Origin of the sequence: Hydrogenimonas sp. (genome assembly GCF_029933015.1) — a bacterium.
In the GTDB taxonomy this organism is placed as follows: domain Bacteria; phylum Campylobacterota; class Campylobacteria; order Campylobacterales; family Hydrogenimonadaceae; genus Hydrogenimonas.
In genome coordinates, this window is record NZ_JAOZOZ010000026.1 from 3,508 (window position 1) to 15,439 (window position 11,932).

15 protein-coding genes are annotated in these 11,932 nt (G+C 55.5%); 7 read left to right on the plus strand and 8 right to left on the minus strand.

Annotated elements, in window-relative coordinates; all coding sequences use genetic code 11:
• Both Q1K23_RS03290 and Q1K23_RS03295 read left to right on the plus strand, forming a co-directional pair.
• Positions 1 to 1,205 (plus strand): ATP-binding protein (locus Q1K23_RS03290; RefSeq protein WP_300362340.1); only part of this gene is annotated, 1,205 nt, incomplete at its 5' end.
• Between the two features lies 1 nt (position 1,206).
• Positions 1,207 to 1,896: a response regulator transcription factor gene (locus Q1K23_RS03295; RefSeq protein WP_300362342.1), complete on the plus strand. Its 690-nt coding sequence runs from the start codon at positions 1,207 to 1,209 to the stop codon at positions 1,894 to 1,896.
• 7 nt (positions 1,897 to 1,903) lie between these two features.
• Here the strand turns inward: Q1K23_RS03295 and Q1K23_RS03300 are convergent, their stop codons facing one another.
• From Q1K23_RS03300 to Q1K23_RS03310, 3 genes are read right to left on the minus strand one after another with little or no spacing between them, the layout of a single operon-like run.
• On the minus strand, positions 1,904 to 2,581 hold the full coding sequence (locus Q1K23_RS03300) for an anaerobic ribonucleoside-triphosphate reductase activating protein (RefSeq protein WP_300362345.1): 678 nt from the start codon (positions 2,579 to 2,581) through the stop codon (positions 1,904 to 1,906).
• Entirely contained in the window at positions 2,568 to 2,720 is a 153-nt protein-coding gene (gene nrdD, locus Q1K23_RS03305) for an anaerobic ribonucleoside-triphosphate reductase (protein ID WP_300362348.1), read from the minus strand. The genes Q1K23_RS03300 and nrdD overlap by 14 nt, the downstream gene beginning before the upstream one ends.
• Positions 2,721 to 2,767: 47 nt before the next feature.
• Positions 2,768 to 4,903, minus strand: a complete 2,136-nt coding sequence (locus Q1K23_RS03310; protein ID WP_300362380.1) for a ribonucleoside triphosphate reductase — start codon at positions 4,901 to 4,903, stop codon at positions 2,768 to 2,770.
• A 467-nt stretch (positions 4,904 to 5,370) separates the two neighbouring features.
• Between Q1K23_RS03310 and Q1K23_RS03315 the strand changes: the two genes are divergently transcribed.
• The 4 genes from Q1K23_RS03315 to Q1K23_RS03330 are packed head-to-tail and all read left to right on the plus strand — an operon-like array spanning position 5,371 to position 7,925.
• Positions 5,371 to 5,802 (plus strand): hemerythrin domain-containing protein, encoded by a 432-nt coding sequence (locus Q1K23_RS03315; RefSeq protein ID WP_300362351.1) that lies wholly within the window; start codon positions 5,371 to 5,373, stop codon positions 5,800 to 5,802.
• A 5-nt stretch (positions 5,803 to 5,807) separates the two neighbouring features.
• On the plus strand, positions 5,808 to 6,071 hold the full coding sequence (locus Q1K23_RS03320) for a DUF2249 domain-containing protein (protein ID WP_300362354.1): 264 nt from the start codon (positions 5,808 to 5,810) through the stop codon (positions 6,069 to 6,071).
• Positions 6,064 to 7,329 carry a hypothetical protein gene (locus tag Q1K23_RS03325; protein WP_300362357.1) on the plus strand — a complete coding sequence of 422 codons (1,266 nt, stop codon included), beginning with the start codon at positions 6,064 to 6,066 and terminating at the stop codon, positions 7,327 to 7,329. The genes Q1K23_RS03320 and Q1K23_RS03325 overlap by 8 nt, the downstream gene beginning before the upstream one ends.
• Positions 7,326 to 7,925, plus strand: coding sequence for an FmdE family protein (locus Q1K23_RS03330; RefSeq protein WP_300362359.1), 600 nt, complete (start codon positions 7,326 to 7,328; stop codon positions 7,923 to 7,925). The genes Q1K23_RS03325 and Q1K23_RS03330 overlap by 4 nt, the downstream gene beginning before the upstream one ends.
• Positions 7,926 to 8,093: 168 nt before the next feature.
• Here Q1K23_RS03330 and Q1K23_RS03335 read toward each other — a convergent pair whose 3' ends face one another.
• From Q1K23_RS03335 to Q1K23_RS03355, 5 genes are all read right to left on the minus strand, one after another.
• Positions 8,094 to 8,606: a DUF1858 domain-containing protein gene (locus tag Q1K23_RS03335; protein WP_300362361.1), complete on the minus strand. Its 513-nt coding sequence runs from the start codon at positions 8,604 to 8,606 to the stop codon at positions 8,094 to 8,096.
• Positions 8,572 to 8,862, minus strand: a complete 291-nt coding sequence (locus Q1K23_RS03340) for a hypothetical protein (RefSeq protein ID WP_300362363.1) — start codon at positions 8,860 to 8,862, stop codon at positions 8,572 to 8,574. Before Q1K23_RS03340 ends, Q1K23_RS03335 begins: the two co-directional genes overlap by 35 nt.
• A gap of 136 nt (positions 8,863 to 8,998) precedes the next feature.
• The gene (locus Q1K23_RS03345) at positions 8,999 to 9,310 is read right to left on the minus strand and encodes a metal-sulfur cluster assembly factor (RefSeq protein ID WP_300362365.1); all 312 of its coding nucleotides are present in this window, start codon (positions 9,308 to 9,310) and stop codon (positions 8,999 to 9,001) included.
• Between the two features lie 21 nt (positions 9,311 to 9,331).
• On the minus strand, positions 9,332 to 10,570 hold the full coding sequence (locus Q1K23_RS03350) for a hypothetical protein (RefSeq protein WP_300362368.1): 1,239 nt from the start codon (positions 10,568 to 10,570) through the stop codon (positions 9,332 to 9,334).
• Positions 10,571 to 10,595: 25 nt separating this feature from the next.
• Positions 10,596 to 10,943, minus strand: a complete 348-nt coding sequence (locus tag Q1K23_RS03355) for a hypothetical protein (RefSeq protein WP_300362371.1) — start codon at positions 10,941 to 10,943, stop codon at positions 10,596 to 10,598.
• A gap of 246 nt (positions 10,944 to 11,189) precedes the next feature.
• On the opposite strand from Q1K23_RS03355, the gene Q1K23_RS03360 reads away from it, so the two are divergent.
• Positions 11,190 to 11,927, plus strand: coding sequence for a YebC/PmpR family DNA-binding transcriptional regulator (locus tag Q1K23_RS03360; protein WP_300362373.1), 738 nt, complete (start codon positions 11,190 to 11,192; stop codon positions 11,925 to 11,927).
• The last annotated feature ends 5 nt before the right edge of the window (positions 11,928 to 11,932 follow it).

Genomic DNA, 11,932 nt, shown 5'->3' on the forward strand with positions numbered 1-11,932 from the left:
TGTTCAAACAGTACAAAGAGGCGATCGAGAGTTCCAACATCGTTTCAAAGACCGACATCAACGGTATCATCACTTTCGTCAACGACGAATTCTGCAAGATTTCCGGCTACAGCCGGGACGAGCTGATCGGCAAGAACCACAACATCGTCCGGCATCCCGATGTACCCAAGTCCAATTTCAAGAAGCTGTGGGATACGATCCTGGCCAAAAAGACCTTCAAGTCGACCGTCAAGAACCGGGCCAAGGACGGGAGCACTTTCTACGTCAACACGACGATCATACCTATCCTCGATGAAAAAGGGGAGATCGAGGAGTTCATCGCCATCCGCTACGACGTCACCAAAGAGGTGGAGCTCAAAATGGCGCTGGAGAAGAAGGAGCGGGAGCTGGAACTGCTCAACAAAACCCTCGAGGAGCGCGTCAAACTCCAGACCCGCAAGCTCTACGAACTCAACAAGCATCTCGAGGAGCGTGTCCGTGAAGAGGTGCGCAAGAACGAAGAGAAGCAGAAGATGCTCTTTCTGCAGTCGCGGCTGGCGAGTCTGGGGCAGATGATGGCCAACATCGCCCACCAGTGGCGGCAGCCCCTGACCGAACTGGCTCTGGCGCTCTTCAATCTCAAGAAGGCGGCCCAGAAGCACGACGACGCGCTGGTGGATGCGGCCTACGGCGACGCCAAGGTCCTGATCCAGAACATGTCCCAGACGATCGAAGACTTCATCAACTTCTTCAAACCGGACAAGCCCAAAGCACCGTTTCTGCTCTCAGAAAGCCTGGAGGAGGCGCTGCAGATATTGGAGAAGACCCTGGTGAAGGAGTATATCGAGATCCACAGGGAGATCGACGGCACGCTGAAGGTGACGGGGGTGATCAACGAACTCTCACAGGTACTCATCAACCTGCTGCAGAACGCCAAGGACGCCTTCAGGCAGAGAAACGTCAAAGAACGCCGGATCGATATCCGGATTTTCAGAAAAGGAGAGGAAGCCGTGATCGAGATCGCCGACAATGCGGGGGGTATCGAAACCGAAGCGCTGGAGCGGATTTTCGAACCCTACTTTACGACCAAGCATGCCGCCCAGGGGACCGGTCTGGGACTTTTTATGTCCAAGATGATCGTCGAGAAGAGTTTCGGCGGGACGATCGACGTGCAAAACAGCGGGGGCGGTGCGAAATTTACGATCAGACTGCCGATGGAGCCGTGAGATGTCGTGCCGTACCAAACTCTCCCAACTGAACATTCTTCTCGTCGAAGACGAAAAACGACTCGCAGAGCTGCTGAAAAAAGCGATCGGGGACTACTTCGCCGGCTTTTGGATCGCATCCGACGGTATCGAGGGGCTCGAACTCTTCAGAAAAAGAAAACCCGATGTGGTCATCACCGACATCACGATGCCGAAAATGACGGGGCTCGAACTGGCCGAAGCGATCAAGAAGGAGAGTCCCGACACGCCGATCGTCATTCTGAGCGCCTACAGCGACAAGGAGAAGCTGCTGGGTGCCATCGACGTGGGAGTCGTCAAATATTTCATCAAGCCCTTCGATCCGGAGGAGCTTCTGAGCTACCTCTGCACGCTGGCCGACAGGATCAAGAAGCAGAGCCTGATCCGGCTGCTGGAGCCTTTCACCTACGATCTGCAGAGCGAACAGCTCTTCAAAAAAGGGGTGCTGGTGCATCTGAGCAAACGGGAGAGCAGGTTCATCGCACAGCTTCTCTACAGCCCCAACCACTATCTCTCCAACGAATCGATCAAGGAGCGGCTCTGGGAAGGCGAGGCAGTGAGCGACGAGCGTCTGCGCACCTTCATCAAACGTGTCCGTCAAAAGAGCGACAAAAGGCTCATCGAGAACGTCTCGGGACAGGGATACGTGCTGAGGGTGGAAAGTCGGAAGTGAAAGGGGTTCAGCGCCAGGAGACGGGCAGAGTGTGACGCAGGGCGGTTTCGTCGAACGTTTTTGTGGGTTTTCCCAGGTGGGCGATGTTGTCGGGTGTTTCGACGAATCTCTGGAGGTAGTAGGTACGCTCGTAGCCTCTCTTTTTGAGCTCCTCCATCATGCGGTTGATGTCATCGGGATCCAGCAGGTCGGCATGGACGGTGGTGCGTACCTCGAAGTCGAATCCTTCGGCGATCAGAAAATCGAGTGTCTCGATGAAGTTCAGATAACGGCTCGAGCCGGTGATGTAGCCGAACTTTTCGCTTTCGGCCTTGAAATCGAGGGCGATATAGTCGACCAGACCCTTTTTGACCAGTGATTTGACCCGCTGTGGATTGAGGCCGTTGGTGTCGAGTTTGATCGAAAAACCGAGCTCCCTGATCGAACGGCATACCGGTTCCAGATCGTGGAGCGTCGGTTCCCCTCCGCTGAGTACCACGCCGTCGAGCAGCCCGATGCGCCGCTTCAGGAAGTCCAGCAGGTCGTCGACACTGTAACTCCCCTCTTTCGAAAAGACGATGTCGCTGTTGTAGCAGTACATGCAGCGCATGTTGCACCCGGAAAACCAGACGATCGCCGCCAGTTTCCCGGGATAGTCGACGTGGGTGAAAGGGGTGATGTCGTAGATCGGTTTATCGTTCGACAAACGGTTTCCTCTGTCGGTGCTCCCCTTTTTTTCCTATGTTGAAACTCTCTACGGGGCGGTGATACCCCATCACACGAGTATAGACGGTGCATCTGGTACGTTTGTGTTCCAGTCTTTCAAGCAGTTTTTCTCGATTCATTCGTTCTCCTTTCAAATTGGGTTTGAGACTCTTCGTGACCTCCCCGATCACGAGGCCGCTTCCTCCGAATCGTCCTCTTCGACGATCTCGTCGCAGGTGAGCAGCAGCTCCTCGTCGCATTTTGGGCAGTACTCGTGCTCTCCCGGAATGTAGCCGTGTTTTGGGCAGACCGAAAAGAGCGGGGTGATCGTGATGTAGGGGAGCCTGAAGTTGGTGATCACCTTTTTGACGAGGTTGCGGCACGTTTCGGCGGAGCTGATCCGCTCGCGCATGTACAGGTGCAGGACCGTGCCGCCCGTGTATTTGCACTGCAGCGCATCCTGCAGCTCCAGCGCCTCGAAGGGGTCTTCGGTCCAGTCCACGGGTATCTGGGAGGAGTTGGTGTAGTAGATGTTTTCCTCCATGCCCGCCTGGATGATTCCCGGATACCGTTTCCTGTCCTCCTTGGCGAAGCGGTAGGTGGTCCCCTCGGCCGGTGTGGCTTCGAGATTGTAGAGGTTTCCCGTCCTCTCCTGGTAGCCTTTGAGCTTTTCACGCATGAAATCGAGGATATCCATCGCGAATTTCTGGCCGGTCGGCGTGGCGATGTGGTCGCTGTCGCCGGTGAAGTTCCGGATCATCTCGTTCATGCCGTTGACGCCGATCGTGGAGAAGTGGTTGTTGAAGCCGGGCAGGTAGCGTTTGGTATAGGGAAAAAGGCCCCGGTCGTAGAGCTCCTGGATGAAGCGCCTTTTTTTCTCCAGCGTGGAGGAGGCCATGTCCATCAGCTCCTCCAGACGGGCGTAGAGACCCTTTTTGTCTCCCTTGTAGACGAATCCCAGCCGCGCCATGTTGATCGTCACGACGCCGATGCTTCCGGTCATCTCCGCGCTGCCGAAGAGACCTCCGCCCCGTTTGAGAAGCTCCCGCAGATCGAGCTGCAGCCGACAGCACATACTCCGGACGTGTCCAGGTTTGTAGGCTTCCTCGTTTGGGACGAGATTGCCGTTTTCGTCACGGATGTACTGGCTTCCGATGAAATTCTGGAAGTAGGAGGAGCCGATCTTGGCCGTGTTTTCGAAGAGAATGTCGGTGTTTTCCCCGTACCAGTCGAAATCCTCGGTGATGTTGACGGTGGGGATCGGGAAGGTGAATGGCTGCCCGGTGCTGTCCCCTTCGGTCATCACTTCGTAGAAGGCGCGGTTGATGAGGTTCATCTCCTTCTGGAAATGTCCGTAGCGCAGATCTTCGAGGGTTTCGACGGAAGGGTCCCGTTCTTTGGCTATCCGCAGCAGCTCCCCGTCTTCGATCCCTTTGAAAAGGTGATTTTGCGCACGGGTCGGGATCTGCTCCTTCAGATCTTCCGGCACGGTCCAGTCGATCGTGATGTTCGTAAAGGGCGATTGACCCCAGCGTGCCGGGACGTTGAGGTTGTAGACGAAGCTTCGGATCGCCTTTTTGATCTCTTCGTAGGGGAGACGGTCCTTGAAGACGTAGGGTGCCAGATAGGTATCGAAGGAGCTGAAAGCCTGGGCGCCGGCCCATTCGCTCTGGAGGATCCCCAGAAAGTTGGCCATCTGCCCCAGGGCTTCGCGGAAGTGGTTGGGCGGGCGGCTCTCGACCCGGCCCCTGACGCCGTTGAACCCTTCGTCCAGAAGTACCCGCAGGCTCCATCCGGCGCAGTAGCCGCTAAGGCAGTCGAGGTCGTGGATATGGTAGTCGCCGTTTCTGTGGGCGTATCCTTCTTCTTTGGAGTAGACCCTGTCGAGCCAGTAGTTGGCGATCACCTTGCCCGCCGTATTGTTGATGAGCCCTGCGTGGGAGTAGCCGGTGTTGGAGTTGGCGTTGATGCGCCAGTCGCTTTTGCCGATGTACTCCTCGATCGTTTCGGTGGAGTTGACGAAGGTGGTGTCCTCGGCCAGCCCGTAGATGTGCTCGCGCTGCATCTTGTGGGTATGGCGGTAGATCATGAAGGCACGCATCACCTCGAAATAGCGCGCTTTGAAAAGCTCCTGCTCGATCATGTCCTGGATATCCTCGACGGCGGCGACCCGTTTGGTCTTGAGCCGTTCGAGCACGTTGAAAAAGACGGTGCTGTCGTAGGGTGTATTCTGGCTTTTGAAAGCGGCTTTGATGGCATCCTCGATTTTGTATGGGGCGAAACTCTCTTTCGAGCCGTCGCGTTTTAGTATCTCTTTGATGATCATGGTTCAATCTTTTCGTGATTATGTAAGAACTTCAATTGAAGGGCAGGGGCCGAAGCCCGGGGAGGGAAGGCTTCGGCCCCTGCCCTTCGATGCAAGCTGAAAAAAACCTGCCATTCGTTCACGGCAGGCGGAGTAGGTGCCGGATCTTTCCGGCTGTTGAAATGATAGAACGATTCCACTTTCCAAGCCATAAAAATTCTTCTCACGAAACTGTCACGCGATCCCTTCGTTGCGATATTTCGTGACGCTTTCGTGACAGCTTTGATGCGTATCAACGATTTGAAAAGAGATTTTTTGTACAATCGATCATCATAGATTGAAAGGATCGACAATGGATTGGATTCTCGTTTCGTTTCTGGCTCTGACAGCGGTATTGATGGGCAAGATCTTCGTGATGTTCAGGTAGATCCGACGTCTGCTTTTTCTGTTTTTTAGTATTGATTATAAAAAGGGGGAATAAATTTATGGAAATTTCCGATTTCATGCGGGACGAACACCGCCACTGCGACGATGCGTTCGCGAAAGTGGAGCAGGCGGTCAACGAGGGTGATTTCAAAAAGGCTTTCACCCATTTCGAGGACTTCATGATCGACACTCTCAAACATTTCGACAAGGAGGAGGAGATCCTCTTTCCCGCTTTCGAGGCGGCGACGCTGAGTACCGAGGGGCCGACCTACGTGATGAAACTGGAGCACAACCAGGTCCGCGGTCTGCTGGAGCAGATGAAAGACGCCCTCGACAAAGGGGACAAAGACCGATTCTTCTCGGTGGCCGATACGCTGATGATTCTGCTGCAGCAGCACAACATGAAAGAGGAGCAGATGCTCTACGCCATGTGCGACCAGGTGCTCGAGGAGCAGGCCAAAGAGCTCGTCGAAAAGATGAAGGCGCACTGAAGCGGATGGAACGTCTCGAACTCGACGTGCGCGGCCTGAACCACCCCGAGCCTCTCGAACGCTCCGTGGAGATGATGAGAAGGCTGGAGGGCGAAAAGGTGTTGCACATTTTCATCCACCGCTATCCGACGCCTCTGCTGATGATCGCCGAAAAACAGGGAGTACGGTACGCCTCGTGCGAGACGAAAGAGGGAGAGTGGCACATACTCTTCACCAAAGACCCCGCAGCCGATCTGGAAAAGATTCTCTCGGAGTACTGCGATGTTTAACCGGGGCCTATCGCTGGATCAGGCGCCGCCTTTCGCGGTCGTTCTGCGCTTCTTTCTGACGATTCCGCTCTTTGGCATCCTGGCTTCGCTCGCGGTTCTGGGTGCCGACACGTCGACGCTCTGGCTCTGGGAGGCTCCCGAGACGGTCGCCGTCGTCCATCTCGTCGTACTGGGAATCGCAGGTATGGCGATGGTCGGTTCGCTCTTTCAGATGCTGCCGGTCATCGCCGGTGCGTCGATCAGGGATCCGCTCTATCACGCCCGCTGGATCCACGCTTTCATGGCTTTCGGTACACTGACGCTCTCGGGTGGCTTCTATTTCGCGCTGGAGGGGATGTTCCATACGGCGCTGCTGCCGCTTCTGGGAGCCCTCGGCTTCGTCGTCTTTCTGATGTTTTCCAAACTGCTGAAAGTGGAAAACAAAACCCCCTCCGTCGTCGGCATGATCGCCGCGGTCGCGGCGCTGGGTTTCGGCCTCTTCTTCGCACTTTTGGCGATGCTCGCCTTCATGGGTGTGGATCTGGGCTTTTCGCTTCCCGTTCTGCGCACGGTCCATATGCACTTCATGCTTTTGGGATGGATCGGAATGCTGATCATGGCCGTGGCGTTTCAGGTGATCGAGATGTTCTATGTCACGCCGCCCTATCCGGAGGTGGTGCGGAAGTGGTTTCCTCTCGCGATACTGGGGATATTGGCGCTGCAGGTACCTTTCTACCTCGTCTCTCCCGCGGTCGTGACGGCGCTCGATTTCGTGGTGGGCGCGCTGTTTCTGGTATTCGCGATCGTCACGCTCAAGCGTCTTGCCCAGCGGAAACGTCCCGTGGCCGACACGACGGTCTGGCTCTGGCGTACGGGGCTGGCTTCTTTGGCCGCATCGGTGCTTCTGGCGCTCTTTTCCATCGCCGTCGGCGGCGAAACGCCGTTCGTTTTCGCGGCGCTTCTGTTCGGCTATTTCGTTTTAAGTATCATATTCGCCATGAGTTACAAGATCGTCCCCTTTCTGGTCTGGTTCCATCTCAACGCCAAAGGGGTGCTGGAGTGTCCGATGATGGGGGACGTGATTCCCGCCGCCAGAATGCGTCCGCATCTGTGGCTGCACTGGGCGCTTGGCATCTCGTTTCTTGTGGCGTCGTTCGTACCGCCGCTGTGGAAAGCGGCGGGGGCGATCTTTCTGATCGAATCGATCCTCTACGGTATCAACCTGGTGGGTGCCGCCCGAATCTATTATCAACTCAAAGACAAAGGAATACTCTCATGACCTATCCCGCTTTTTTCGACGAAGTCGAACCGATCGATACCGTCGACCCCCTGGCCGACATTCTCGGTGCCGTGGAAAACGGCCGCATCACCTATACCTACCTCGACATGGTCAAATTCGCCGGCCACTCCTGTCCCACCGTGGCCGGTGCGTGGCTGATGACCAAAATAGGTCTGGCCAAAATCTACGGCGACGATCTGCCGGTACGCGGAAACGTGAAGGTGGAGATCCGGGAGGCGCTGGATGAAGGGGTCGCCGGTGTCATCGGCAATTGTATCGGCCTTGTGACCGGCGCGGCCAACGAAGGCGGCTTCAAAGGCCTTGGCGGCAGAATGGCCCGCAACAACCGACTCGTTTTCGGTGTGGAGATGGGTGCCGAAGTACGCCTGACCCGCCTGGACAACGCCGCACACGTGGAGATGAGCTACAACCCTTCACTCGTGCCGGGAAACCCGGAAATGCAGCCGCTGATGCAAAAAGTGATGCAGGGTGCCGCGACACCCGAAGAGAAAAGAAAGTTCGGAGAGCTGTGGCAGGAGAGAGTGAAAAAGATACTGCTGGAAGTGCCCGCCGAAGAGCTGGTGATCTGTTCCTAGAATTTCGACACAAAACCCGTCCGGAGGTTTTCCCTCCCCTCGGATGGGTGTAATTTTCTCCTACAGACCGCTTTCCATTCCGACTGAAAATTATAAATTCATCGGAAAAAACTCCGGAGACACTTCACTAATATACCAATAACCAATATACAAATTAACGAAAGCGCCTCAGCGCTTTCTGATATACGTCAAAAACTCCCCGTTTTCCGTTTCCTGCGCGTAGACCTCATGCCCCTGCTCTTTGAAGGTGTCGATGAGAGGAGAGGGGAGAAAGTCGCTTTTTATCAGAACGATCTCGCCGCTTTGGAGGGACTTGAGTATTCCGCTCACTTCCGCCAGGGGGTTTTTCTCCTCCTCCAGAAGCTTTCCGGCGTCGACGATCTCTTTGGGCTCGTTTTGCAGCCACAGGGGCGCTTCCTGTACCTCTTCGCTCTCTTCGCCGCCTGCCGCTTCCAGAGGAGGCTGTCCCACCTCTTTGCGAAGCAGGTTGACCAGCTCGAGGGTGTCGTATCCGCCTATTTTGGCCACCTGGGTCAGTGTGGCGATCTTCGCGACGGTCCGTCTGAGAATCGGGTTTTTCAGTTTTTTGTATTTGGGGTTGAGCCGCATCAGATAGTTTTCGAGCTCGGGGTAGGCCTTCAGCAGGTCATTGATTTTCGTTTTCGGGGTGATCTCCGTCATCCTCTTTCTCCTTCGTTTTGCACGATTTGCTTTCGCAGTAGCTCTCTTTGAGTATGAACCAGACGTAGAAGTCTTTCAGAACCAGGATCAGACACCAGATCCACAGGGCGTCGATGATCCAGTTGTCGGGATAATCCAGATAGAGGCGCATGATAGGCCATCCGACCAGGATCGGCCACTTGGCGTAGTAGAATAGCAGGATGCCCGCCCCGTAGAGATGGCGCAGTTCATGCATCCAGGGATTGTCGTTTTTCAAAAAGTTCCTTTTTGAAGTAAATGGTAAATAGTGAACAGTGAACAGATATAGAAGCGGCATCGCCGCTTCCACTCAAAAATCGACGAAGTCGACAGACTCAATACTCAGCACTCGATACCGACGAACGAAGTTCGTCTCAGAGCGCCCCCAAGGCTTTCTTAACATTGTCGTCGGCCATGGAGATGTTCCAGGCCGGTTCCCAGACCACTTCCACTTCTACCTCTCCGACACCCGGGATCTCCTTGACCGCATCCTTGACCCACTGGGTCAGCATCTGATGCAGCGGGCAGCCGCGGGTGGAGAGGGTCATGACGACCTTGACGTTGTTGTCGTCGTCGATGATGGCGTCGTAGATGAGGCCCATCTCGACGAGATTGAACCCGACTTCGGGGTCGATCACCTTGCGTATCGCGTCGAAAACCTGCTCTTTCGTGATTTTTTCAGCCACGAAGACTCCTTTGTGATATTTTTACTCTTTTCCGAACTTCATCATCCAGTTGACGCTGGTGACGAGAAAGACCGCACCCATGGCCATGAACGCGGCACCGGCCTTGAACATCGTGTCGCTCTGGAAAAGCAGGCCGATACCGGCGATGACGACGCCCGCGGCGCTGAACCAGAACTGATAGTCGGCCATCTTTTTCGGGTACATGTCCGCCAGCATCGGGACCTTCTGTTTTCCGACCAGCGGGCTGTAGCGCTCGAACCAGACCAAAAACGGAATGATCTTGTAGAGGTGCCCGTTGATCAGGAAGGTGAAGAATCCCATCACCAGAAACCAGACGGCGGTCATGCCGATGTTTTCGGGCGCGCCCAGAGCGGCCAGAAGCCCCAGAGGGAGCGAAAAGGCCAGGGAGCCGTATCCGACGACCATGGAGCGAAACCAGATGTCGTTCTCTTTTCTGGCGCGGGTTTCGTAGATGAGCCATATCTGCCACAGATAGAGGCTCATCGCGCCCAGCATCGTCAGCATCGCCAGGAAGCGCACTACCTGCGAGTCGATCGCCGCGCCGGCCAGATAGGCCAGAACGCCGCCGACCATCACCTTGAAACTCAGGTTGATCGGGCGCTCGTCGAAGCCGTGGGAGAGGCCGAACATCGGAAGCAGGATGAGACTCATCCCCATGATCGTCAGTGTCACGTAGCCGCCGAGCACCAGAACGATGTGGGCGTTGAGCCATTTGTTGATATCGACGCCGACACCGGCACCGATGCCCAGGGCCATCGCGAAGCCCACCAGAATGCCCAGCAGCAGAAAGCCGTTGGTGACGGCGACGGTTTTGACGGTCAGCGAGATGTGCTCGACCTTGCGCAGCGTCATGATCGTGTCCGCCAGGAAGGTGAGCATCGCGATGAGGACCATCATGCCCCCATAGGGCAGCAGCCCCGGCGCCAGCCAGAAGCCTATGACCATCAGGATCGTCCCGATCGTCAGAAGCGGCCAGATGAGATAGTAGAAGTCGACACTGAAATGGCCCACTTCGAGGACGACGGGCACCAGCTGCGCCATCGCTCCGAAGATCACCATCATGACGAAGCCAAGCAGAAAGAGGTGGGCCCATCCGACGACGCTGATGTCGAAGTGGCTCGTGTCGGCCCCGAACATCGGAAGCAGCAATGTGGCGATCAGATAGAAGATGGAGCCGATCACGAAAAAAGGCGCGATCAGCGAGAAGGGAGGGGCGAACTCCCTGGAGACATTGAACATGTCTTCCCCCTATATTATGTAGATGTCAGCCGTGGCAGGCGGCGTCGTTGAGATTGGCGTTTTCGCTGGCGCCTTCTCTGTAGCTGAAGATCAGTTTGACGCGGCCGTCTTCCAGGGTTTCGTCCTCGATGTCGAAGTTCTGGCCGATCTTGTCCAGCAGACCCATCGGTTTCTTGTGGTTGATCATGACCAGTTTCTTGTCCGGTCCGTCGATCAGTTTCAGGCCGCTCATGGCGTTGACCATAGGTTCCGGCGGTCCGCAGCGGGACGTGTCGAACTGATAGTAGGTAATGCCGTCTTTCGTATACTTATAGAAGTCCACGGTCGCGCCGGGTACTTCGATCTTTTCGGCATCTGACGGTAAAATTTCCATATTCTCCCCTTTTTTCGTCAATTTTGTATTCGGATTATATACTAATTTCGATCAAACTTTTCTTGATATATATCAATGAATCAGACAATTTTTGTCCTAATTAACATTTCCTTTTCGGTATCGTCCCGGTTCACGAAAAGGATGGAACATCATATTTATGTTGAGTGTTTCCATCCCTTCGCTGTTTCGGTTATGTAAATCGCATAAGGTATAATGCGACAAAATTTTTACCGAAGGAATATCTGTATGGGACGCGCATTCGAATACCGCAAAGCGGCCAAACTCAAACGATGGGGGGCGATGTCGCGCATCTTCCCCAAGCTGGGGCGTATGATCACGATCGCCGCCAAAGAGGGCGGTCCTGACCCGGAGATGAACCCCAAACTGCGTACGGCGATTCTCAACGCCAAGGCGCAGAACATGCCCAAAGACAACATCGAAGCGGCGATCAAGCGGGCGCAGGGCAAGGACGCCGCCGACATCAAGGAGATCGCCTACGAAGCCAAGGGTCCCCATGGGACGCTGATGTACATCGAGACCGCCACCGACAATCCGACCCGCACCGTCGCCAACATCCGCGCCGTGCTGGTGCGAAACGGTGGGGAGCTGCTCACCAGCGGGTCTCTGGACTTCATGTTCGAGCGCAAGTCGGTCTTCGAGTTCGACAAGGACGACGCCATCGATCTGGAGGAGCTGGAGCTCGAACTCATCGACTACGGCCTCGAGGAACTCGAAGAGGACAAAATCCCCCAGGAGAACGGCGAGGACAAGGCGATCGTCCGCGTATATGGCGAGTACGCCTCCTTCGGTGAACTGGGCAAGGCGCTGGAGGAGAAGGGGATCGAGATAAAAAAAGCGTCGCTTCAGCGGGTGCCTACCGTGCCGCTGGAGCTGAGTGACGAGCAGATGGACGAGGTGTCGGTGTTGATCGACAAGCTAGAGGACGACGAAGACGTGCAGGTGGTCTACACCAATTTGGCTTGATACGA

Bases quoted from the DNA above. Each gene is read 5' to 3' on its own strand.
- Q1K23_RS03355 (WP_300362371.1), bottom strand. From the start codon at position 10,943: ATGGAAATTTTACCGTCAGATGCCGAAAAGATCGAAGTACCCGGCGCG.
- Q1K23_RS03320 (WP_300362354.1), top strand. From the start codon at position 5,808: ATGGAACGTCTCGAACTCGACGTGCGCGGCCTGAACCACCCCGAGCCT.
- Q1K23_RS03335 (WP_300362361.1), bottom strand. From the start codon at position 8,606: ATGACGGAGATCACCCCGAAAACGAAAATCAATGACCTGCTGAAGGCC.
- Q1K23_RS03295 (WP_300362342.1), top strand. From the start codon at position 1,207: ATGTCGTGCCGTACCAAACTCTCCCAACTGAACATTCTTCTCGTCGAA.
- Q1K23_RS03350 (WP_300362368.1), bottom strand. From the start codon at position 10,570: ATGTTCAATGTCTCCAGGGAGTTCGCCCCTCCCTTCTCGCTGATCGCG.
- Q1K23_RS03330 (WP_300362359.1), top strand. From the start codon at position 7,326: ATGACCTATCCCGCTTTTTTCGACGAAGTCGAACCGATCGATACCGTC.
- Q1K23_RS03360 (WP_300362373.1), top strand. From the start codon at position 11,190: ATGGGACGCGCATTCGAATACCGCAAAGCGGCCAAACTCAAACGATGG.
- nrdD (WP_300362348.1), bottom strand. From the start codon at position 2,720: ATGAATCGAGAAAAACTGCTTGAAAGACTGGAACACAAACGTACCAGA.
- Q1K23_RS03315 (WP_300362351.1), top strand. From the start codon at position 5,371: ATGGAAATTTCCGATTTCATGCGGGACGAACACCGCCACTGCGACGAT.
- Q1K23_RS03325 (WP_300362357.1), top strand. From the start codon at position 6,064: ATGTTTAACCGGGGCCTATCGCTGGATCAGGCGCCGCCTTTCGCGGTC.